The organism is Streptomyces sp. NPDC086549 (assembly GCF_044746205.1).
In the GTDB taxonomy this organism is placed as follows: Bacteria; Actinomycetota; Actinomycetes; order Streptomycetales; family Streptomycetaceae; genus Streptomyces.
Genome location: NZ_JBIVBS010000001.1, coordinates 1001996 through 1023937, shown reverse-complemented (window position 1 = coordinate 1023937; position 21942 = coordinate 1001996). Strand labels below are relative to the sequence as shown.

Genomic DNA, 21942 nt, shown 5'->3' with positions numbered 1-21942 from the left:
GCGTGCTCGGACAGACGGGTCCGGCACGGAACGAGTGGAACGACGACACATGGCCCACCGAGGACGGCTCCTGGCGGCGCTGTGGCGCGCCGCTCTGGGGCACGGCGTTCCCCTGATGCTGCTGCAGGCCGTGTCGTCCTTCATCGACGACGGCGTCTCCTGGTCGACCTTGTACGAGGTCGTCCTCCTCCTCCCGGTGTACGCGGTCCTCGCGTTCGTCTTCGCCGCCTTCCGGACTCGTTCCCTGGCCCGCCGGGCGCGGGGTACCGGGATTCAGGTCACCGTGGACGCCCTGAAGGACACTCAGACGCACACCCTCCAGGGGACGCCGTTCCCTTGCATACGGGCCGAACTGAGCGGTGCCGAGCGGGCGTTCGCCGCGGTGGGGGCGGACGGCGGGAATCCGGTACTGCTGCGCTGGCGTCCGTTCCGCTTCCGGATGTCCGTCGACGCCTCGGTGACCTTCGACGAGGCCTCGGGAGAGGCCCGGCTGAAGGTGTCCGCGGCCGAGGGGCTGCCCCTGCTGCACCACGGCGCCGCCTTCGTCGCGCTGTGCCAGATGGTGCGGTCGGTCACGCTGGTGGACGTGGATGGGAGGGCCGTGAAGTGAACGGGACGTCCTGGTACGGCGTCCGGTGCGTGTTCCGCCACCGGGCGCTCGGGGTCTACGAGGAGCGGATCACCCTGTGGCGGGCGCACTCGCTCGACGAGGCGATCGAGCGGGGGGAGTCCGAGGCGCTGCGGTACTGCGCGGACCTGGATGACGTGGAGTACGCCGGCTTCGCCGAGGCGTATCGGACGGACGACGTGCCGGGGGAGGGCGCGGAGGTGTTCTCCCTGATGCGGGAGAGCGAACTGCCGCCCGGCGCCTACGTGGAACGGTTCTTCGCGACGGGCGGGGAGCGGGCCGGGGGAGGGGAAGCGGAATGACACGGCGTCACACGTGGACGGTCGCGGTGCTGCTGTGCGGGGTCGTTCTGGCGACGACGGGTTGTACGGCGGCGTCCGGGAAGCCCCGGGCGAAGGCCTCCGCGGCGGTCTCCGCGTCGGCGTCAGCCGCCCCGCCGTCCTGCGAGAGCGGAGCCGTACGGTGGAGCTCCGTGCGCCGGGAGGTCCGGCTGACCGAGGTCTCCCCGGTCGTGCAGGTCCGCAAGAGCGACGGCTGGGTCACGTTCCACACCGGGCTCGTGCGCAACGTCGTGCCCCGGGTCGACACGAGCGGCGGCATCGTGTCCGCGCACCATGTGCTCGCCGCCCTCGCCAAGCACCTCAAGTGGGGGGACGACGCCGAGGGACTGGCGGCTCCGGGGGAGGAGTCCGCCGACCGGGAGCTCCACCCCATGAAGATCGACTCTCTCGGGCATACGGGGCGCCTCGTCGTGGCCGAGGGGATCCACGTCGTCGACGCGAGCTTCACCGTCGACTGCCCCGGCCGTGATGTCTACGGCAGCGTGACGACCTGGTTCGGCAACTCCCGCGCCTCTCTGGCCTGCGGGGTGGACCCTGGTGACGAGGCCTGGGTCCGGGAGGCCTACCGGCTGACGTGCGGCCGGCTCAGTCGGTGAGGAACGGGGCCGTGTCCAGGGTGGGGTACGGGCCCGGGAGGGGGAGCGGGTCGCCGAGGCCGACCTTGGTGTCGGTGTCGTAGTAGGCCTCGGTGGGGTCGTCGCCGGGGAGAATCGGGTCCGTGTAGCAGTGGGCCGTCTTGGTGTGGCGGTCGACGAGGACGTAGACGGGGATGCCGGCGGCGGCGTAGGTGCGGGACTTGGGACCGGTGTCGGTCTCGTGGTTGGTGGAGGTGACTTCACCGACCAGGGCGAGCATGTCGATGGGGTACCAACCCCTGTGGGTTCTGCGGTACGACTCGTCGAGTTCGGTCGGATTACGGCGGCAGACATAGAAGTCCGGGACGACCAAAGCCATCGTCCGACCGTCTGGGTGGGGCACTCGGAAACCGTCGTTCACGCCGGCCGTGTCGTGTCCGGCCAAGTGGAACTGGACGATGAGCTTCACAGCTCCCGCGTTGTGTTGATGCTCCGGCTGAGGCGGCAAGTACCCGGTCCCCTCGATGTACTCCGCTCGAATCGGCATCGGTGACGCCGCCTTTTCGAACGCGTTCAACAAGTCGATGGGGTCCACCTGCGGCATGACCGGCTCCATGATCGGCTCCGCGCTCATCGCTGGGTCTCCTTAGCGGATTGATGCCAGGCTAAGCCCGCCCCGGGTGCCCCGGCAGAACGATGGGGCACCCAGCGCCCTCGCGGCGCCGGATGCCCCGGCCGTTCACTCGAACGAGCGTGCTGAAACCGTTCCCCTACTTTGCCGGTGGCGCCGCCTGCTGCGGCACGATCGGCGCCGCCGCTTCCGCCTGGGGCGACGCCGTGTTGGAGTACACGGACGGAGACGCGACCGCCGCCGTCGGGTCCGGGATCGCGTCCTCCAGCGGTACGGCCGTCGCGCCGCCCACGATAGGGATCCGGGCCGCGTCGAAGGCGCGCTTGACGCGCCAGCGCAGCTCGCGTTCGACCGCCACCGACTTGCCCGGCATGGTCTTGGCCGAGACGCGGACCACCATCGAGTCGATCAGGACCGAGTCCAGGCCCAGGACCTCGATCGGGCTCCAGAGGAGCTCGTTCCAGGGCTCCTCCTTGCTCATCTTCTCGGCGACCTCGTCGAGGGTGGACTTCACCCGGTCCAGGTCCTCGGAGGACTTCACCGTCACATCGACGCCCGCTGTCGCCCAGCCCTGGGACAGGTTGCCGATGCGCTTGACCTCGCCGTTGCGGACGTACCAGATCTCGCCGTTGTCACCGCGCAGCTTGGTCACGCGCAGACCGACCTCGACGACCTCGCCGGAGGCGACGCCCGCGTCGATCTGGTCGCCGACGCCGTACTGGTCCTCCAGGATCATGAACACGCCGGAGAGAAAGTCCGTGACCAGGTTGCGGGCGCCGAAACCGATCGCCACGCCCGCGACACCGGCGGACGCCAGCAGCGGGGCGAGATTGATCTCGAAGGTGGCCAGCACCATCAGGGCCGCGGTGCCGAGGATCAGGAAGCTCGCCACCGAGCGCAGCACCGAGCCGATGGCCTGCGAGCGCTGGCGGCGGCGCTCGACGTTGACCAGGAGACCGCCCAGGGTGGTGCCGTCGACCGACTCGACGGTCCGGTTCATGCGGTCGATCAGCTTGGTGATCGCGCGCAGCACGACCTTTCTCAGCACCGCCGCGATCACCAGGATCAGCAGGACCCGCAGGCCGATCGCGAGCCACGTCGACCAGTTCTGCTCGACCCAGCCGGCGGCGTTCGTCGCGCTCTCCTGAGCGTCCTGGAGGGTCGGGACGGTCACGCTCGGCGACTCCGAGGGAGTCGGCGACGGCGACGAACCCGCGGCCAGTAGGACGGCGGACAAGGACACGGCAGGTACCTCCAGGTGCTGCGCTGCCCCGCCCGGTGCGGCGGTCAAGGTCGTCAAGGTCACAGAAAGGTCACCGGAAGGGCAGGACAACCACACTAACGGGGCATCGTGTGTGCGCTCGCGCGATGCGAGAAGGAGAGACCGTCCTCACCTGGGCCCGCCCGCGCTTGAACAGGCCTTGATCCGGGGGATTGAACCAGGGGATGAATCAGGTGTGGTCGAAAACACTCCCAGCCCGTTACCGGGACATGGTGGCGCTTCCACCAGGCAAGAGGGGAGACTGACTGCAGATCGTCCCGGCGCGAGCCACGCGCCGCCGACGCCCAAGGAGGCACCCGTGCCGCATGTCCTGGTCCTCAACGCGTCGTACGAGCCACTCGGCGTCGTACCGCTCCGCCGCGCGCTCATCCTCGTCCTGGAGAACAAGGCTGTCTCCTTGGAGGAATCCGGCGCCTTCATGCACAGCGCGACCGTCACAGTCCCCGCACCCAGCGTGGTCCGGCTCAAGCGATTCGTCCGGGTTCCCTATCGGGGGCCCGTTCCTCTCACCCGGCGGGCCCTCTTCGCCCGTGACGGGGGCCGGTGCATGTACTGCGGTGGCGTCGCAACCAGCGTCGACCACGTCATCCCGCGCAGCCGCGGGGGCAAGCACGTCTGGGACAACGTGGTGGCGTCCTGTCGCCGCTGCAACCACGTGAAGGCCGACCGCCACCTCGTGGAGATCGGCTGGCGGCTGCGCCACAAACCAGCTCCGCCCACCGGCCTGGCCTGGCGCATCATCGGCACCGGCCATAGGGACCCGCGCTGGCTGCCCTACTTGCAGCCGTACGGCGCGGACGACGCCTTGGCCCGGATCGACGGCATCCCCGCCTGACGATCCGGGCCTTCGCATACCTCGTGGCTTCTCAGCCGCGGGGCCCTTCGGGGCGCGCTCCACGTAGGACGTAGAGCGCGCCGCCGACCAGGAACGCGGCCAATGCCGCCGCCCAGGCGCCCGGTTGCGCACCAGGTTGCATGGGCCACGCCCACACCGCGGACGCGCGCCCCCGCGCCCCCGCCGAGCCGAGGTACACCGAGGTGACGTAGCCGAAGGCGGGCAGCCAGCTCAGCCTGGCGCCGAGCAGGACCGCGGCGGCGGCCGTGAGGCCCGCACAGCCCAGCGTGTTGCGGATCATGGCCGGGGCGCCGAAGGTGTCCACGTGTCCCAGCACGGCCAGTGGCAGCAGCGCCGACGCGAGAGCGGTGAGGCCTCCCAGCTGGACCAGCCGCCGCGGCCACCACGGCCGTACGGCCGTACGGTCCAGCTCGTCGGAGGGCGAGTACAGGCTCGCCCCGATCACCGCGGACGCCAGCAGCGGGGCCAGGGCGACGATCGGCACCCGGCGGTCCGGGTCGAGGTAGGTGTCCATGCGGTGGGCGGCCCACACCGCGAAGACGGTGGTCCCGGCGAGCGCGGCCAGGGTGAGGAGGAGGGCGCGGGAGCGCGCGTAGAGGAGGGGGCCGTAAGTCGTCACAGGGCCGGCACCCCCTTCGGGTGGCAGCCACCCCGGGCCCCGAAGTACGCCGACAGCCAGGCGCGGCGCTCCTTCTCGCCCATCCCCGCGAGGCGGGCCCGGGCCGCGCGGCGCTCGCGCAGCTCGGCGCGCTGGACCTTGTCGCCCTTGGCGTCCCGAGCGTCGAAGTACTCCTGCCCCGGGCTCGGCGCGAGGTAGTTCTCCACGGCGTCGTCGGCCAGCATCAGCTTCGCGTCTTCCCGCTCCTTCCCCGGGCAGTCCCCGCGCAACCCCAGCGCCGTCACGGCCTCCCACGCGTACTGCTCCGGATCGGTCAGCCGCCCCCGTACGAGCGACCAGCCGAACGGCGTCACGCTCGGCAGCGCCGCCTCGTCGGCGTGCGTGCCGCCCTCCCGGTCCTCCCACCGCACCGGCAGGTTCCGCACGCCCGCCAGCTTGCCGGTGATCCCCGACAGGGCATCCCTGACCTGTGGCAGCAGGCCGGCGTAGCGGGCGTTCACGCAGACCGCGGGTGTGGTGGAGGTGTCGCACACCTGGTGCTGGGCGAGCGGGTCGGTGTGCCACAGGCCGTCCCCGGTCTGGACGAGGAGTACGCCCGCGGCCGCCGCGGCGGCCAGCGGCAACAGGGCTGTCACCCGGCGTCGCGCGGCGTACGCCAGCACCATGGCGACCGCCAGCCCGCCGGTCCACACCGCCATCGCCACCGGCTGCCACCAGACCGGCACCACGGTGTCCATGACCGGGACGGCCGGGCTGAGATGGCGGCCGGGGCCCGCGTCGCCCACCGCCAGGATGCCGAGCCCCACGTACCCGGCCATCGCCAGCAGCGGAGCCGCCAGCCGCCAGGACACCGCCCGCCCCACCACGTGCCCGGCCAGTGCCGCCGAGGCCGACGCCACCACGTCCGCCGGCAGCAGGGCGAGGTTCGGCCGGTCGCCCTGGGCGAAGGGCCAGGTGGCGAGCAGGGCCAGGCCCACCGCGACCAGGTAACCGGCGACCACCCAGAGGGCGACGGGCAGGGCCGAGGCCAGGAACCGGGTGAGCGGCGCCCGTACGGCCGTCGCCAGCAGTTCCCCGGTACGCCGTCGTCGCTCCCGCCCGCCCTGCCAGCAGCCCGCGGCGGCGGCCAGGGGAATGATGATCAGCATGGCCGTGTGCAGTTCCCTGGCGGTCTCGGCCCAGCCGCCCTGCCAGCGCGCCGAGGAACCGGCCAGCACCATGCCGAGCGTCAGCACGACGGCGGCACCGGCCCAGGGGGCGAAACCGCGGACGGTTTCCGCGCGCAGGGGGTGGGGCGCTCGGGAGCGCGTCGTCCTTTCGGTCACGAGGGTCATCGCACCGCCTCCCGTCGGCCCGGCGCCCGATGGGCCCGCAGCACCGCTGTGTAGCCGCGCTCGATGGGATGGTCCCCGGGTCCGTCCGAGGCCGCACCGAGGGCGGTGAGCGTCTCCGGGGTACCCCGGTAGGCGACCCGGCCGCCGTCGACGAGGGTGACCTCCGTGCAGGCGGCGGCCACGTCCTCCACCAGGTGGGTGGAGACGATGACGGTCGCGGAGGCGCCGAGCCGGCGCAGCAGCTCGCGGAACTCCACGCGCTGCTCGGGGTCGAGACCGGCGGTCGGCTCGTCGAAGAGCAGCACGCGGGGCTCGTTGACGATGGCCTGGGCGATGCCGACGCGGCGGACCATGCCACCGGACAGCGTCTTGATCTTCGCGTCGATGCGGTCGGCGAGGCCGACCCGTTCGACGGCCCGTTCGACAGCGGCCGGGGTGTCGGCGGCGGGCAGCTCCTTCAGCCAGGCGACGTACGCCACGAACTCCCGCACCGTGAAGCCGGGGTAGTAGCCGAACTCCTGCGGAAGATAACCGAGTTGACGGCGGACGGCACCGCGCCGCCGATGGTCGCCGATGTCCTCGCCGAGGATCTCCACCCGTCCGCCGGACGGTTCGGCCACCGTGGCCAGGACCCGGATCAGCGAGGTCTTGCCCGCCCCGTTGGGGCCGAGCAGCCCGTGCACGCCCGTGCCGAGCGCGAGGTCGACGGAGTCGAGGGCGACGGTCTTGCGATGCCGGACGTGCAGGCCGGTCACTCGTATCGTGCTCAAGTCTTCTCCAGGGACGGCGATGTTCACCGCGGCTCCAGGTAGTCGTAGGCGGGACGGCGGACGGTCAGCAGGACGGCGCACAGCACGGCCGCGGCCGCCCATCCGCCCTGCGCCGGGGCGCCGTCGAGGTAGCGGGAGAGCTGCTCGGCCAGCCGGTCGGTGAGGTGACCGCTCTGGGCGGTGAGTGCCGGCGTGAGTACGGCGGCCAGCCAGCCGCCCCCGGTCACGGCCGTCGCGGTACGGCAGCCGACGTAGCCGGCCAGGGCCAGCGAGGCGAGGGACAGCGCGAGTCCGGGCAGCAGCCAGGCGGCGGCGTTCGGCGCACCGGAGGCGGGCAGCAGCAGGCCGGCGAGGGTGAGCAGCGGCAGGCTCACCGCCAGCACGGCGACGGTCCGGGTCAGCGCCAGCTTCAACCCGCCGGAAGGGGTGGCCGTGGTGATCTCGTGCATCGGGTCGGCGTGCTTCCCGTAGGACAGGGCGACCCCCGCGACGGGCACCACGGGCGCCACGGCCAGCAACAGCGTTCGTGCGCCGGAGAAACCGCCCGCGTAGGCGAGGGCCACCGCGCCGACGGCCACGACGAGCACGGCGGCGAGCCAGGCACCGCGCACCGCGGGACCGACGGCCCAGAGCAGGCGGGCGAGGCGGGGGAGGGGGGTGGGCGCCGGAGCGGGAGCGGCCCCGAGCACCACGTCCCGCACGTCCGCCAGCACCACCGCCGCCGAAGTCGCGCGCACGGCGTCCGACACACGCACCGCGCAGCCGACGCACCCCTCCAGATGCTTCTCTAGGGACCAGGCGTCCGGATCCGGCAGGGAACCGTCCGCGTATCGTCCGACGAGATCATCGGACGCGTGCCAGATGTTCACGTTGCGGTTCATGCCGGTTCTCCCATCGGGGCCGGGTTCAACTGGGCCAGGGCCGCCCGCAGTTCGGCGCGGGCGCGCAGGGCGCGGGACTTGACGGTGCCCTCCGGTATGCCGAGGAGGCGGGCGGTTTCGCGGGTGGTCAGCCCGTCGACGACGGTGGCGCGCAGTACGTCGCGCAGCTCGGGGGAGATCCGGTCGAGGGCGGTGCCGACGTCGCCGTACTCAAGTCCGGCAAGCACGCGGTCCTCGGCGGACGGCGCGAGGCCGGCGGGCACGTACCAGGCGTCCGTGGCCTCCCCTCGGGTGGCCCGCTCCTGCGCCCGCCGGGCATCGACGAGCCGCCGCGCGGCGATGGTCCACAACCACCCGCCGGCCTCCTGCCCCCGGTGCCCGCCCGCCGACCGCCACACGGTCACAAAGGTGTCCTGCAGGACCTCCCGCACGACCTCGGCATCCGCACACCGCCGGATCAACCGCGCGTACAGCCACCCCGAGTGCCGCTCGTACAGCACAGCCATCGCAGCGGAGTCCCCACGCGCGACGGCCCGCAACAACACCGCGTCACTCGCCGCCTCGTCCTTCTCCCGGTGGCCCCCCATGGGGCGGAACAGTCTCACACCCCGTCTATCGATCACCCGGCCCGCGTCGGTTCACGGCGCCGGTCCGAGGCGGGCGCCCCCGCGCCCGCCCGCGCTCCAGCGCCCGTCGAGAGTGCCGTCCCGTCCACTGGGTAGGCCTGCTCTAATCCGGCATCCGCCGACGTATCCGACGTACCGACAAGGAGGCCCCCGTGGCCGCACCGGCTCACCTTCCGCTCCCGGCCCGCTCCAAACCCGCGGCGGAACCGTCCGTCGAGCCCGGGGACCCTCACCTCAGCGTCTTCAGCGCGGAGAGCGCCTCCGCCGAGGCCCCGCTGACCAGCGAGCCGCCGCTGCCCGACGCCGAGCCCCTCACCAGCGAGCCGCCCCTCGCCGACGCCGCCCCGCTGACCAGCGAGTCCGACGCGACCGCAGACCCCCACGGCCCGGGGCCGCAGTGACCGCGCCCGGGCCCCCCGACGAGGACCTCTCCCGGCTCGCCGAGCTGCACGGCGTCGCCACCTCCTACAGCCCGTCCCCGGACCGCACGGTCGCCGCCTCCGCCACCGCCGTCGCCGCCGCCCTGGCCGCGCTCGGCGTCGACGCGAGCACCCCGCAGGCCGCCCGCTCCGCGCTCGCCGCCCGCGAACGCGAACTGCGCGAGCGACTGCTGCCGCCCACCCTGGTCCACTGGACCGGCACCCCGGGCGACGGCCCCGCCGCCCTCGACGCGCTGCCGCCCGGCACCAGCCTGCGCATCGAGACCGAGCAGGGCGAGACCCGCGCCGCCGCCGAACGGCTTCCGGCCGGCGTCCACCGGGTGACCGCCTCCGCCCCCGACGGACGCACCGCCGAGGCCCATCTGATCGTCGCCCCGGCCCGGCTGCCCGCGCCCGCCGGACGCTCGTACGGACTCCTCGTCCAGCTCTACTCCCTCCTGTCCCGGCGCTCCTGGGGCATGGGCGACCTCGGGGACCTCGCCGAGCTGGCCGCCTGGGCCGGACGCACCGGCGGCGCCGGATTCGTGCAGGTCAACCCGCTGCACGCGGCCGTAACCGGCGCCCCCACCGACCCCTCGCCGTACCGGCCCTCCTCCCGCCGCTTCCCCGACCCGGTGCACCTGCGGGTGGAGAACATCCCCGAGTTCGCGTACGTCGAGGACCGCGAACGCGTCCGCGCCCTGCTGGAGCGGGCGGACCGGCTGCGCGCCTCCGTGCTCGACAAGGACGCGCTCATCGACCGGGACGCGGTGTGGGAGCTCAAGCGGGAGGCGCTGGAGCTGGTGCGGGACGTGCCCCTGGGGCCGGGCCGGCAGGCCGCCTACGCCGACTTCCTCGCCGAGGAGGGGGAGGCGCTGGAGGACCACGCCACCTGGTGCGCGCTCGCCGAGGCGCACGGCTCCGACTGGCATCGCTGGCCGGAGGACCTGCGCGACCCCCGCTCGGCCGGGACCGCCCGGGCCCGAGCCGAGCTGATGGACCGCGTCGACTTCCACTCCTGGCTCGCCTGGCTCACCGACGCCCAGCTCACCGCGGCCCAGCGTGCCGCGTGCGAGGCGGGCATGCCGGTCGGGATCGTGCACGACCTCGCGGTCGGCGTGCACCCGGGGGGTGCCGACGCCTGGGCGCAGCAGGAGTACTTCGCCGCCGGGATGTCGGTGGGCGCCCCGCCGGACGCCTTCAACGCCCGCGGCCAGGACTGGGGCCTGCCGCCCTGGCGGCCGGACCGGCTGGCCGCCTCCGGCCACGCCCCCTACCGCCGCCTGCTGCGCGCTCTGTTCCGCTACGCCGGCGCCCTGCGCATCGACCACGTCATGGGCCTGTTCCGGCTGTGGTGGGTGCCGCAGGGACAGCCGCCGACGGAGGGCACGTACGTCCGCTACGACGCCGAGGCCATGCTCGCCCTGCTGGCGCTGGAGGCCTCGCGGGCCGGGGCGGTGGTGATCGGCGAGGACCTGGGCACGGTGGAGCCGGGTGTGCGCGAGACGCTGCAGCGGCGCGGGGTGCTCGGCACGTCGGTGCTGTGGTTCGAACGGGACTGGGAGGGCGACGGCCAGCCCCTCCCTCCCGCCCGCTGGCGCGCCGACTGCCTGGCCACCGCCACCACCCACGACCTGCCCTCCACCGCGGCCCGGCTCACCGGCGAACACGTCGAACTCCGCGACCGCCTGGGTCTGCTGACCCACCCGCTGGAGGAGGAACGCGCGGCGGCCGCGGCGGACACGGCGGAGTGGCTGGCCCTGCTCACCCGTCTGGAGCTGCTCCGGGGCACGGTCGGCGGTCACGCGCCCTCGGCCGAGGAGGCGGAGGCCGCGGAGATCCAAGCCGTCCACCGCTTCCTGCTGAGCACCCCCGCCCGCATGATCGGCGTCTGGCTCCCGGACGGCGTCGGCGACCGCCGCCCGCAGAACCTCCCCGGCACCTGGGACCAGTACCCCAACTGGCGCCTGCCGATCGCCGACGCCGAGGGGCGCCCGGTGACGCTGGAGGAGCTGGCCGCCTCACCACGGCTGCGCGCGCTCATCGAGGTCCTGCGGGAATCGGCGGGGCGGCCGGGGCGGTGACGACGCCGGCGGCGCGGCCCGGCCGGTCCGGGGTTGTTGTCCCGTACAGCACCCCGGACGCGCGCTCTCATCCGGCGTTCGATACTTTGGGCAACGTGGACAAGAAGAACGCCCTGCGCGTCGGCGCCCTGGCCGCCGGTACGACGCTGATGATGCTGCTCATGTCGTCCCCCGCGCTCGCGGTCGCCCGCGACGACGGCGACGACCCCGGTCCGGGCCTGAGTGTCGTCGCGACGCTGGGCCTCTACGTCGTGCTCCCCATCGCCCTGTTCGCGATCATCGCGGGCCTGGTGATGGTCCTGGACAAGTCCAAGATCCGCGTCACCAAGCCCGGCTCGGCGAGGGCCAAGGCGAAGGCCTGAGTCACACCTGACCTCCGCCGAGGGCGCCGTCCTCCCGCACATCCGCGGTGAGGCCGGCGCCCTTCGCACGTCCGCGCCGCACGGGCCGGGCGACGGTCGCGGCCCGGCCGGGGGCGCGGCCCGCGGGCCGGCCGGTGGTGGTGCGCGTGCCCGAGGACGCGCGGGAGACGGCCGCCGGGGCGACCCGCTGAGCGGACGAAACGCAAGGGGCGCCCGGTGCAGCACCGGGCGCCCCTGATGACCGTACGGACGACGGCTACGCGGCCGCCGCGTCCGCCGCCTGGGCCTTCAGGGCCCGCTCGATGCCCGCGCGGGACTCCGAGACGAGGCGGCGCAGGGCCGCGTTCGGCTCGGCCGAGGCGAGCCAGGTGTCCGTCCTGGCGAGGGTCTCCTCCGACACCTGGATCGACGGGTAGAGGCCGATCGCGATCTGCTGGGCGATCTCGTGCGAACGGGAGTCCCAGATGTCCTTGACGACCTCGAAGTACTTGTCCGTGTACGGCGCCAGCAGCTCCCGCTGGTCCGTCTGGACGAAGCCGCTGATCACGGCCTCCTGGACGGCGTTCGGGAGCTTGTCGGACTCGATGACCGACGCCCACGCCTCCGCCTTGGCCTCCGGCGTCGGACGGGCCGCGCGGGCGGTCGCCGCGTGGCGCTCACCGGCGGCCGTCTTGTCCCGCTCGTACTCGGCCGCGATGTCCTCCTCGTCGAAGTGCCCGACCGCCACCAGCCGCTCGACGAACGCCCAGCGCAGCTCGGTGTCGACGACCAGGCCCTCGATCGTCGTCGCGCCGTCCAGCAGGGCGTCCAGCAGATCCACCTGCTCCGGCGTACGGGCGGTCGCCGCGAACGCCCGCGCCCACGCCAGCTGGTGGTCGCTGCCCGGCGCGGCGGCCCGCAGATGGGCCAGCGTGGCGTCCGTCCAGCGGGTCAGCAGGGCCTCGCGGGCGGCCGGGGCGGCGTACAGCTCGATGGCCAGCTTCACCTGGCGCTGGAGCGACTGGACGACACCGATGTCGGACTCCTTGCCGATGCCCGACAGGACCAGGCTGAGGTAGTCGCGGGTGGCGAGTTCGGCGTCGCGGGTCATGTCCCAGGCCGACGCCCAGCACAGGGCCCGGGGCAGGGAGGACTCGAAGTCGCCGAGGTGCTCGGTCACGAAGGCCAGGGACTTCTCGTCCAGGCGGACCTTCGAGTACGACAGGTCGTCGTCGTTGAGCAGGACCACGTCCGGGCGGTGCCTGCCGACCAGCTGCGGCACCTCGGTCAGCTCGCCGTCGACGTCCAGCTCGATCCGGCCGTCCTCGTCGCGCAGCAGCTTGCCGCTCTCGGCGTCGAGGCTGTAGAGGCCGACGGCGATGCGGTGCGGACGGAGGGTCGGCTCGCCCTTGGCGCCCGCCGGGAGCGCCGGGGCCTCCTGGCGGACGGCGAAGGAGGTGATGACGCCGTCGGCGTCGGTCTCGATCTCCGGGCGGAGGATGTTGATGCCCGCCGTCTCCAGCCACTTCTTCGACCACGTCTTGAGGTCGCGGCCGGAGGTCTCCTCCAGGGCGCCCAGCAGGTCGGACAGGCGCGTGTTGCCGAACGCGTGCCGCTTGAAGTACGCCTGCACGCCCGCGAAGAACTCGTCCATGCCGACGTACGCCACGAGCTGCTTGAGGACCGAGGCACCCTTGGCGTACGTGATGCCGTCGAAGTTGACGAGGACGTCGTCCAGGTCGCGGATCTCGGCCATGATCGGGTGGGTGGAGGGCAGCTGGTCCTGCCGGTACGCCCACGTCTTCATGGAGTTGGCGAAGGTCGTCCAGGAGTGCGGCCAGCGGGACTCCGGGTGGTACGCCTGGCAGGCGATGGAGGTGTAGGTGGCGAACGACTCGTTCAGCCACAGGTCGTTCCACCACTCCATGGTGACCAGGTCGCCGAACCACATGTGGGCCAGCTCGTGCAGGATCGTCTCCGCCCGCACCTCGTACGCCGCGTCCGTCACCTTGGACCGGAAGACGTACTGGTCGCGGATGGTCACCGCGCCCGCGTTCTCCATCGCGCCCGCGTTGAACTCCGGCACGAAGAGCTGGTCGTACTTCTTGAACGGGTACGCGTAGTCGAACTTCTCCTGGAACCAGTCGAAGCCCTGCCGGGTCACCTCGAAGATCGCGTCCGAGTCGAGGAACTCGGCGAGCGAGGGCCGGCAGTAGATGCCGAGCGGCACGCTCTGCCCGTCCTTCTCGTACACGCTGTGCACCGAGTGGTACGGGCCGACGATCAGCGCGGTGACGTACGTCGAGATGCGCGGCGTCGGCTCGAAGACCCAGATGTCGCCCTTGGGCTCCGGCGTGGGCGAGTTGGAAATGACCGTCCAGCCAGTCGGTGCCTTCACCGTGAACTGGAAGGTGGCCTTCAGGTCCGGCTGCTCGAAGGAGGCGAAGACCCTGCGGGCGTCCGGCACCTCGAACTGGGTGTAGAGGTAGGCCTGCTCGTCGACCGGGTCGACGAAGCGGTGCAGGCCCTCGCCGGTGTTGGTGTACGCGCAGTCGGCGACGACACGCAGGACGTTGCGCCCCTCCAGCAGACCCGGCAGCGCGATCCGGGAGTCCTTGAAGACCTCGTCGGGGTCGAGCGGGTCGCCGTTCAGGGTCACCTCGTGGACCGCCGGGGCCACCAGGTCGATGAAGGACGCCGCGCTGTTCTCGGTGACGTCGAAGCGCACCGTGGTCACGGACCTGTAGGTACCGCCCTCCTGCGCGCCGGAGAGGTCGAGATCGATCTCGTACGAGTCAACGGTCAGCAGCTTCGCCCGCTGCTGCGCCTCATCGCGAGTCAGGTTTGTGCCAGGCACGCGGTCATCTCCTCGTTATGTGTGGGTTGCGCCATCCTTCCATGGGACCCGCGCGGAACGCGATGTCCGGATCCCGCCGGTCGACCGGGCACGATCGCGTCAGCCTGGGCATATGACGACGTACACCGCACGACCCGTCGACCCGCGAGTCCTGAAGGGGCTGCGCTCCACTGACGATGCGGGACGCGAGTTGGTTCCCGTGACGGACGAGGAGGGCGGCGCCCCGCTGCGCTGCTGCCTGCGCCGGAGCGCCGCCGGCGAGCGTATCGCCCTCGTCTCCTACGCGCCCCTGCGCCGCTGGGCCGCTCGGACCGGCGCCGATCCGGGCGCCTACGACGAACAGGGCCCCGTCTTCATCCATGCGGAGGAGTGCCCGGGGCCGAACGGGGACGACCTTCCCGGCCTCCCCTTCGCCGATGCGCACCGCACCGTCCGCCGCTACTCCGCCGAAGGGCACATCCTGGGCGGACGGCTGGTCGAGGACGCCGGTGACTTCGAGGCGGCGTTCGAGGCGGCCTTCGCGGAGGCCTTCGCCGACCCCGAGGTGGCCCTCGTCCACGTCCGGGCCGTGGAGTACGGGTGCTTCCTGTACGAGGTACGGCGCCCGTAGGGCGAGTCGGGCCGGGCACGCGGAAGGGGCGGTCACGTGGTCGTGACCGCCCCTTCCGCGTTCGCGTTACTCCGCGGAGAGCTCCGCCGCCACCAGCTCCGCGATCTGGACGGCGTTCAGGGCCGCGCCCTTGCGGAGGTTGTCGTTGGAGACGAACAGGGCCAGGCCGTTGTCGACGGTCTCGTCGCGGCGGATGCGGCCGACGTACGACGGGTCCTTGCCGGCCGCCTGGAGGGGGGTCGGGATGTCGGTGAGGACGACACCCGGCGCGTCCGCGAGCAGCTCGGCCGCCCGCTCCGGGGAGACCGGGCGGGCGAAGCGGGCGTTGACCTGGAGGGAGTGGCCGGAGAAGACCGGGACGCGCACACAGGTGCCGGAGACCTTCAGCTCCGGGATCTCCAGGATCTTGCGGGACTCGGTGCGGAGCTTCTGCTCCTCGTCGGTCTCGTTCAGACCGTCGTCCACGAGGTTGCCCGCGAAGGGCAGCACGTTGAAGGCGATGGGCCGCTTGTAGACGCCCGGCTCCGGGAAGTCGACCGCCTCGCCGTCGTGGGTCAGCTTGTCCGCGTCGGCGACCACCTTCTGCGCCTGGCCGTGCAGCTCGGCCACGCCCGCGAGGCCCGAGCCGGACACCGCCTGGTAGGTGGCGACGACCAGCGCCTCCAGGCCCGCCTCCTCGTGCAGCGGCTTCAGGACCGGCATCGCGGCCATGGTGGTGCAGTTCGGGTTGGCGATGATGCCCTTGGGGCGGTTCGCGATCGCGTGCGGGTTCACCTCGGAGACCACCAGGGGCACGTCCGGGTCCTTGCGCCACGCGGAGGAGTTGTCGATCACGACGGCGCCCTGGGAGGCGACCTTCTCGGCCAGCGCCCTGGAGGTCGCGCCGCCCGCGGAGAAGATCACGATGTCCAGGCCGGTGTAGTCGGCGGTGGCCGCGTCCTCCACCGTCACACCGTCGAGGACCGTCCCGGCCGAGCGCGCCGAGGCGAACAGGCGCAGCTCGTCCACGGGGAAGTTCCGCTCGGCGAGGATCCTGCGCAAGACCGTGCCGACCTGACCGGTGGCTCCGACGATTCCGACCCTCACTGCGACTCCTTCACATGGCTTGCGTGTGCCCCTGCGTGGCCGGGGCCTTTCCATCATGCGTCTCACCCCGGCCGGTGTGTCCAATCCTTTGCTCAAGGGATGGGACGAACGCCACGCTCGGCCGGGCGGCTCGATGCTCCATCTGCCGGACGTCCTGATCTGGAGAAATCCGCCCGGAACGCGCCGCAGACCGGAAGCCGTACTGATCCGGAGCACCGGTTCCGGGCGTTCGTCCAGCTCCCGGAGCACCACGAGGTCCGGCGGCCCGCGCGCCTCGCGCTTGATCGTCACCTCGGCCTCGGGCCCGGTGTGACGTACGACTCCGTAGTGGAGGAGCGGGGTCCGGAAGGTCGTGGAAGGTCGCGGAAAGTCGCTCCGGACGTTCCCGAACGTTTCCGCGCTCCCCGGCGTCATAGGGGAAACGCCGGGGAGCGCCGGGGAGGGGAGAAGTGTCTGTGCTGCGCAGAAGGGCCCGCCGCGGCCAGGGGGCGGACCACGGAGGGGACGATCCGCTGGACGCGGCTCAGGAACGCCGGGTGCGGGCGGTGCTCGCGCTGGGCGGGGTACCGCAGGCGGACCTGCTGGACGGGGTGCAGCAGGTCCGCCTGCGGCTGCTGGAGCGGGCCGCGAAGGGCGAGGAGGCGCCGCGGGACGTGTCAGCCTGGGCGGCGGTCGTCGCCTCCAACCTCGCCATGGACTGGCACCGCGCCAAACGCCGCCAGGAACGCCTCGGCGAGCGCCTGGCCTCGCTGCGGCAGGGGGATCTCCCCTCGGGCGAGGACACCAGTGTGCTCTCCCTCGCCGTCGCCCAGGGCCTGGACGACCTGCCCGACGCCCAGCGCCAGATCCTCGTCCTGCGCTTCTACGCCGACCTGCCGGTGCGCGGGATAGCCGAGGAGCTCGGCATCCCCGAGGGCACGGTCAAGAGCAGGCTGCATACGGCGGTACGGGCCCTTCGCGCCCGCCTGCACGAGGACGAGGTGGTGTGACGTGACCGCCGAACACGACGGATACAACGCATACGACAACGCATACGACAACGCATACGACGACGGCCACGACGACGGTGACGACGGCATGGACGCGCTGATGGCCGTCCTGATGGACCGGCCGCTGCCGGACGAGGCCCGCGCCGACGCCGAGTTCATGGCCGAACACCGGGCGGCGGCGGCCGATGTGGCGCTGCTGCGGGAGCAACTGGGGATCATCGCGGAGGCGCTGGCCGAGCCCGCGGCGGCACAGAAGCCGGCTCCGGTGAGAGCGGTACGACCCGTGCGCACCCGGCGGCACCGTGTCCGGAACCTCGCCTTCGGGGCCCTGGCCGTGGTCGCCGTGGCGGCCGTGCTGTCCGGGATGGCCTGGCTGGTGACCCAGACAGGGAGCAGCATGGCGGGCGGGGCGAGCGACAGCGCGGCCAAGGGCGCCGACGGAAAGTCGGCCTACGGATCGATGTACGTGGCCTGCGCCCGGCTCGTGGTCGAGGGCGACGTGACCGCGGTCGAGCGGGTCCCGGGCACCGAACAGCGACGGGTCACCCTGCGCGTGACCCACTACTACAAGCCGGCGAAGGGCAAGGAGGAACTCACCTTCCTCACCGACGAGTCGATCGATCCCGGCCCCCGCGAGGGCGAACACGTGCTGGTCGGCTTCCCGGACCGGTCCGCACTCCCGGACCTGTGGGTGACCGGCAAGCAGGAGATCGCCGACCAGCGGGCCGCCCTCGCCCCCGACCCGGGCGCGCGAACCGAGACCGGTACTCCCGTCTGCGGATGACCCGCGCACACGGAAGGGCGGGCGCCCACCAGGACGCCCGCCCCGCTACCGCACGCGCTCCGTTACGGAGTGACCTTCTCGATCTTCACGCTGCCCACGCCCGCGACCGTGCCGCGCGCGTTCACCAACTGGACCCGCCCGAAGAACTCGCGCCCCTCGGGAGCCACCGCGGCGGCCGTGACCTGGCCGCTCACCGTGGCCGAGTCACCCGTGCCGAGCTTCACCGGCGTCGAGTCGTCGACGGTGACGTTGCCGAGCGCGGAGGAGAAGAACACGTCCCGGTAGTCGTAGTCGGTGGAGCCCGCCGGGACCGAGTAGCCGACGACCTGGATGGTGTACGCACCGGCGGCCGGCGAGGCGATGGAGACCGCCTCCTCGGAGTCGCCGTCCGCGGACTGCGCGACCTGCTTGCCACTGGCGTCGTACACCGTCAGGTCGAGGTCGGCCGAGGTGTCGGAGACGTTGCCGATGGCGACGTCGAGCGACTTGGCGCCCTCGGGCACGGTCACCGTGGTGGTCTGCGTCTCGCCCTGCTTGATCGACGGCCGGGTCGTCTTCGAGGAGCCGAGCGGACCGCCGACGAGCTTGCCGTCGAGGGCCGCGTACTTGTTGGTCACCTGCCAGGAGGCGGTGGCCGGGGTGCCGACCTTGGCCTCGGGCACGGTCACGGTCTCCGGGGAGAAGACCGCGCCGAGAACGGTGACGTCCAGCTTGTACGGGTTGTCGAGCAGCGGCGACGTACGGCGCGACTCGACCTCGACCTCCCAGACGCCGGCCTGCGGGTCGGCGTACGAACGGACGTCGGGCTTGCAGCCGTTGCCGTCGAGGTAGTTGTTGTAGCAGTACGGCGTGCTGGTGTTGTCGACCGGAGTGCCGTACGGGTGGATCGCGATGAACCGCGTCTGGCTCTTGTCCTTCAGCCCGCCGATCGCGACCTCAAGGGACTTGGCGCCCTGCGGGACGTTCAGGAAGTACGACTGCGAGCTGTTGCGCTGCACCGAACCCGACGCGGAGTAGGTGTGCTCGACGGGGGTGGAGACCACGACCGTCGTCAGGATCTGCTTGTCGATCCCCTCGGTCCTCGGGTCGTCGACCTCCAGGATCGCGCTCTTGATGCCCGCGGACCTCGGGGCCGCCTGGACCTTGACGGTCACCGGCTGGTTCAGCGGCAGCCGCACCTCGTCGTCGCCGACGATCCGGAAGGTGTCGGCGGCGTTGTTCTCGAAGTACAGCTCGTGGCGAACCGCCTTGTCCGGTCCGGAGGTCCGGGTGATCGTGACGTCGTACGTCTTCTTCTGGCCGGCCTTCAGGCCGCCCTCGCGGTCGTACAGGCCCGTGCCGTAGCCCGGGGTCTTGAGCGCCTGGTCGAGCGCGGTGTCGACCGGCGCCTTCACGGTGTAATCGTGGGCGGTCGCGTCGTCGCGGATCGAGTCCCAGGCGTCGACGATGTTGATCCGGCCCGCACCCTCCTCGTACGCCTGCACACCCTTGATGTGATCGGCGGTCGAGGTCAGGGCCGTACGCAGCTCGGCCGGGGTGAGGTCGATCCCCTTCCGCTTGGCGGCGCTCAGCAGCAGTGCGCTCGCGCCCGCCGCCTGCGGGGACGCCATCGAGGTGCCCTGGAGCATCGAGTAGCCGGCCGGCAGCGAGTAGCCCGCCTCGGCGACCGGGGAGCCCGGCAGCCAGGTCTGGGTGGTGTTGATCGCGGCGCCGGGGGCGACCAGGGTCGGCGTGAAGCCGCCGTCCTCGCGCGGGCCGCGGGAGGAGAAGGGCAGCAGCGCGTACTTCTTCTCCACGGCGGAGCCGTAGTTGGCGGCCCAGGTCTCCCTGGAGATGCCCGCGCCGACCGAGATGACCTTGTCGGCCAGGCCGGGGTCGCCGATGGTGTTGGCGCCGGGGCCGGAGTTGCCCGCGGAGATGACCAGCTGGACGCCGTAGGTGTCGATGAGCCGCGTGTAGAGCTCGGCGCGCGCGTTGTTGCCGTCGTTGAGCGCCGGGAGGCCGCCGATCGACATGTTGACGATGTCGACGCCGCGGTTGGTGACGAGGTCGATCATGCCCTCGGTGAGCGCGACGTTGGTGCAGCCGCCGGTCCAGGTGCAGGCACGGGACGACACGATCTTCGCGCCCGGGGCCGCGCCGTTCATCTTCCCGCCGAACAGGCCGTTGGCGGCGGTGATGCCCGCGACGTGGGTGCCGTGCTCGGACTCGATGACACCGATGTTGACGAAGTCGGCCTTCTTGCCGACCCAGGACCCGCCGTACGGGTCCATCGGCACGTCCTTGCGGATCTGCACGACGAACGGCACGCGCTCGACGACGTCCGTGGACGGGTCGTCGGTGCCGAAGTAGCCGATCTGGAAGCCGTCCTTGTACGGCTTCATCGGCGTGTCGTCGGAGAAGTCGTGGTTGTTGTTCAGGTCGAGCGTGACCGTGCCGGCCACCGGGTCGTACAGGACGCCCCAGCTGTCGGTGGTGTCGCCGTCCCTGTTGAGGTCGCCCTTCTCGTCGCCGCCGGTGGTCGCGGACTCCTTGAAGGTGCTGATCTCGTACGAGCCCGTGGGCGCCGTCCAGGTCTGACCGCCGTAGGTGAAGCTGGGGCCGGAGACCGCGGTGACCATCGGACGCCAGGTCGCGTCGCTGTCGGCGATCGGGTCGGTCGAGGTCACCCAGTCGACGATCTTCCGCTCGCCGGTGGTGGTCTTCTGCAGCGCCGGGTGGCCGAGGTCGACGCCCGAGTCGAGGATGCCGATGGTGATGCCGCGGCCGTCCGCCTTCGGGTGCTCCTTGACGAAGTCGACGGCACCCGTCTCGAAGGACGGGTTGTACGGGTTCTCGGCGGGGGTGCTCTTGTCCGGGCCGCTGTAAGTGGCCGCCTTCGACGGCGACTTGGTCGCGGTGTCCGCGCTCGGCGTCGGATCGTCGAGCTGGATCTCCTGCCGCAGGTCGATCGCGTGCACGGAGGACAGCTTCTCGGCGGCGGCGATGGCCGAGTCCGCCTTGCCGGTGGGGACGGTGGCGCGGACGTAGCCGAGCTTGTCGTACGTACGGCCCACCGAGCCGCCCTTGACCGCGTCCAGTTCCTCGGCGACCTGCTCGGTCTGGCCCGGCGCGGTCGCGATCATCATCGTGACGTTCTTGTCGCCGGCCGCCTTGGCGTCGGCGAGCAGGCCGGCGTCGTCCGAACCGAGCTTGCTCTGCGCCGACTTGACGCCCGGGTCGGCGGTGGCGGACGGGGCGTCGGCGGAGAAGGCCATGGGTATCGGCCCGGCCGCGGAGAGGGCGGCCACGACACCGACGGCCACGGCTATGCGGGCCAGGCGTCTGGAGCCCGGTCTCGGATCGCGCTGGGGGGTGAGGGTCATCTGCATCCCTTGTAGGTAAAGGAACGAGCGTCGAACGACCGGCCCGGTCGGACCTGGTCGTGGTACGTCCGGAACACGTCCCGGACGGTCGCTCAGCTTTACCCAAGGGGCAGTTGTTTGGGGAGTGTTGACCGAAACGATATGAATGTATGGGGAAAACCCGCTATGGGTTTCGTGGTGATAGATCCCGAATTGCTGGATATTGTGCTGACTTTCCTTCGAGCGGGCGTAATGACGTGACACCTCCATCACCCCGAGTCGGCGGATAACGTCAGTCCGTGCGCGAGAAGTTGAGGGTGGCGGCCTACGCCGTGTGCGTCCGTGACGGACAGATCCTGCTCGCCCGCTCCCCGGCCCCCGACGGCACACCCGAGTGGGTGCTGCCCGGCGGCGGCATGGAGCACGGCGAGGATCCCTACGACACCGTCCGCCGGGAGGTGACCGAGGAGACCGGCTACCGCATCGAGGTGACCGGCCTCCTCGGCATGGACTCCTCCCGCCATGTGCTGCGGCGCGAGGGACTGCGCCGCGCCACCGACCACCACGGCCTGCGGATCATCTACGAGGGCGAGGTCGTCGGCGGCGAACTCCGCAACGAGATCAACGGATCCACCGACCTGGCGGCCTGGCAGGACCTGGCCGCGGTGCCCGGCCTCACCCGGGTGCGCCTGGTCGACATCGCGCTACGGCTGTGGCGGGAGCGGCCGGCGACGGGACGGGCGGAACCGGTGGAACCGGCGGAACCGGTGGAACCGGCGGAACCGGCGTGATCCCCGGGGGCCGGCCGCGGCTTCGCAGGCCGGTCCCGGAGCCCGTCCCCTACCCCGTGAGATGAACCTGGAGTGACCGCCCCCGGGCCACCCG

General features: G+C 72.0%; 21 protein-coding genes. 11 read left to right on the top strand and 10 right to left on the bottom strand.

Annotated features, from left to right (window positions below; translation table 11 throughout):
• Nucleotides 1–49 precede the first annotated feature (49 nt).
• The 3 genes from ACIPSA_RS04660 to ACIPSA_RS04650 are packed head-to-tail and all read left to right on the top strand — an operon-like array spanning nucleotide 50 to nucleotide 1565.
• Entirely contained in the window at nucleotides 50–610 is a 561-nt protein-coding gene (locus tag ACIPSA_RS04660; protein ID WP_402628651.1) for a hypothetical protein, read from the top strand.
• Complete coding sequence (locus ACIPSA_RS04655; RefSeq protein WP_402628650.1) at nucleotides 607–930, top strand: hypothetical protein; 324 nt, start codon at nucleotides 607–609, stop codon at nucleotides 928–930. The genes ACIPSA_RS04660 and ACIPSA_RS04655 overlap by 4 nt, the downstream gene beginning before the upstream one ends.
• Nucleotides 927–1565 (top strand): hypothetical protein, encoded by a 639-nt coding sequence (locus tag ACIPSA_RS04650; RefSeq protein WP_402628648.1) that lies wholly within the window; start codon nucleotides 927–929, stop codon nucleotides 1563–1565. The genes ACIPSA_RS04655 and ACIPSA_RS04650 overlap by 4 nt, the downstream gene beginning before the upstream one ends.
• Here ACIPSA_RS04650 and ACIPSA_RS04645 read toward each other — a convergent pair.
• Nucleotides 1555–2178: a Uma2 family endonuclease gene (locus tag ACIPSA_RS04645; protein WP_402628646.1), complete on the bottom strand. Its 624-nt coding sequence runs from the start codon at nucleotides 2176–2178 to the stop codon at nucleotides 1555–1557. The genes ACIPSA_RS04650 and ACIPSA_RS04645 overlap by 11 nt on opposite strands.
• 136 nt (nucleotides 2179–2314) lie before the next feature.
• Nucleotides 2315–3418, bottom strand: coding sequence for a mechanosensitive ion channel family protein (locus ACIPSA_RS04640; protein ID WP_402629494.1), 1104 nt, complete (start codon nucleotides 3416–3418; stop codon nucleotides 2315–2317).
• A gap of 337 nt (nucleotides 3419–3755) precedes the next feature.
• Between ACIPSA_RS04640 and ACIPSA_RS04635 the strand changes: the two genes are divergently transcribed.
• The gene (locus ACIPSA_RS04635) at nucleotides 3756–4292 is read left to right on the top strand and encodes an HNH endonuclease (RefSeq protein WP_402628644.1); all 537 of its coding nucleotides are present in this window, start codon (nucleotides 3756–3758) and stop codon (nucleotides 4290–4292) included.
• 31 nt (nucleotides 4293–4323) lie between these two features.
• On the opposite strand, the gene ACIPSA_RS04630 is transcribed toward ACIPSA_RS04635, so the two are convergent.
• From ACIPSA_RS04630 to ACIPSA_RS04610, 5 genes are read right to left on the bottom strand one after another with little or no spacing between them, the layout of a single operon-like run.
• Nucleotides 4324–4932 (bottom strand): hypothetical protein, encoded by a 609-nt coding sequence (locus ACIPSA_RS04630; protein WP_402628642.1) that lies wholly within the window; start codon nucleotides 4930–4932, stop codon nucleotides 4324–4326.
• Nucleotides 4929–6266, bottom strand: coding sequence for a hypothetical protein (locus ACIPSA_RS04625; RefSeq protein WP_402628640.1), 1338 nt, complete (start codon nucleotides 6264–6266; stop codon nucleotides 4929–4931). The genes ACIPSA_RS04630 and ACIPSA_RS04625 overlap by 4 nt, the downstream gene beginning before the upstream one ends.
• The gene (locus ACIPSA_RS04620) at nucleotides 6263–7021 is read right to left on the bottom strand and encodes an ABC transporter ATP-binding protein (RefSeq protein ID WP_402629491.1); all 759 of its coding nucleotides are present in this window, start codon (nucleotides 7019–7021) and stop codon (nucleotides 6263–6265) included. The genes ACIPSA_RS04625 and ACIPSA_RS04620 overlap by 4 nt, the downstream gene beginning before the upstream one ends.
• Nucleotides 7022–7059: 38 nt before the next feature.
• Nucleotides 7060–7917, bottom strand: coding sequence for a zf-HC2 domain-containing protein (locus tag ACIPSA_RS04615; RefSeq protein ID WP_402628638.1), 858 nt, complete (start codon nucleotides 7915–7917; stop codon nucleotides 7060–7062).
• Nucleotides 7914–8504 (bottom strand): RNA polymerase sigma factor, encoded by a 591-nt coding sequence (locus ACIPSA_RS04610; RefSeq protein WP_402628636.1) that lies wholly within the window; start codon nucleotides 8502–8504, stop codon nucleotides 7914–7916. Before ACIPSA_RS04610 ends, ACIPSA_RS04615 begins: the two co-directional genes overlap by 4 nt.
• A gap of 191 nt (nucleotides 8505–8695) precedes the next feature.
• Here ACIPSA_RS04610 and ACIPSA_RS04605 point away from each other — a divergent pair, with 191 nt between their 5' ends.
• From ACIPSA_RS04605 to ACIPSA_RS04595, 3 genes are all read left to right on the top strand, one after another.
• The gene (locus ACIPSA_RS04605; protein WP_402628634.1) at nucleotides 8696–8944 is read left to right on the top strand and encodes a hypothetical protein; all 249 of its coding nucleotides are present in this window, start codon (nucleotides 8696–8698) and stop codon (nucleotides 8942–8944) included.
• Nucleotides 8941–11046, top strand: coding sequence for a 4-alpha-glucanotransferase (gene malQ, locus ACIPSA_RS04600; RefSeq protein ID WP_402628633.1), 2106 nt, complete (start codon nucleotides 8941–8943; stop codon nucleotides 11044–11046). The genes ACIPSA_RS04605 and malQ overlap by 4 nt, the downstream gene beginning before the upstream one ends.
• 95 nt (nucleotides 11047–11141) lie before the next feature.
• On the top strand, nucleotides 11142–11408 hold the full coding sequence (locus tag ACIPSA_RS04595; protein WP_402628631.1) for a hypothetical protein: 267 nt from the start codon (nucleotides 11142–11144) through the stop codon (nucleotides 11406–11408).
• Nucleotides 11409–11664: 256 nt separating this feature from the next.
• On the opposite strand, the gene pepN is transcribed toward ACIPSA_RS04595, so the two are convergent.
• Nucleotides 11665–14244, bottom strand: coding sequence for an aminopeptidase N (gene pepN / locus ACIPSA_RS04590; protein ID WP_402628629.1), 2580 nt, complete (start codon nucleotides 14242–14244; stop codon nucleotides 11665–11667).
• 112 nt (nucleotides 14245–14356) lie between these two features.
• On the opposite strand from pepN, the gene ACIPSA_RS04585 reads away from it, so the two are divergent.
• Nucleotides 14357–14854: a DUF1203 domain-containing protein gene (locus ACIPSA_RS04585; RefSeq protein WP_402628628.1), complete on the top strand. Its 498-nt coding sequence runs from the start codon at nucleotides 14357–14359 to the stop codon at nucleotides 14852–14854.
• A gap of 66 nt (nucleotides 14855–14920) precedes the next feature.
• Here the strand turns inward: ACIPSA_RS04585 and ACIPSA_RS04580 are convergent, their stop codons facing one another.
• Nucleotides 14921–15940 carry an aspartate-semialdehyde dehydrogenase gene (locus ACIPSA_RS04580; RefSeq protein WP_402628626.1) on the bottom strand — a complete coding sequence of 340 codons (1020 nt, stop codon included), beginning with the start codon at nucleotides 15938–15940 and terminating at the stop codon, nucleotides 14921–14923.
• Between the two features lie 455 nt (nucleotides 15941–16395).
• On the opposite strand from ACIPSA_RS04580, the gene ACIPSA_RS04575 reads away from it, so the two are divergent.
• Nucleotides 16396–16929 (top strand): sigma-70 family RNA polymerase sigma factor, encoded by a 534-nt coding sequence (locus tag ACIPSA_RS04575; protein WP_402628624.1) that lies wholly within the window; start codon nucleotides 16396–16398, stop codon nucleotides 16927–16929.
• 1 nt (nucleotide 16930) lies between these two features.
• On the top strand, nucleotides 16931–17713 hold the full coding sequence (locus ACIPSA_RS04570) for a hypothetical protein (protein WP_402628623.1): 783 nt from the start codon (nucleotides 16931–16933) through the stop codon (nucleotides 17711–17713).
• A gap of 62 nt (nucleotides 17714–17775) precedes the next feature.
• Here the strand turns inward: ACIPSA_RS04570 and ACIPSA_RS04565 are convergent, their stop codons facing one another.
• Nucleotides 17776–21078: a S8 family serine peptidase gene (locus ACIPSA_RS04565; RefSeq protein ID WP_402628621.1), complete on the bottom strand. Its 3303-nt coding sequence runs from the start codon at nucleotides 21076–21078 to the stop codon at nucleotides 17776–17778.
• Nucleotides 21079–21374: 296 nt separating this feature from the next.
• On the opposite strand from ACIPSA_RS04565, the gene ACIPSA_RS04560 reads away from it, so the two are divergent.
• Nucleotides 21375–21848, top strand: coding sequence for an NUDIX hydrolase (locus ACIPSA_RS04560; protein WP_402629488.1), 474 nt, complete (start codon nucleotides 21375–21377; stop codon nucleotides 21846–21848).
• The last annotated feature ends 94 nt before the right edge of the window (nucleotides 21849–21942 follow it).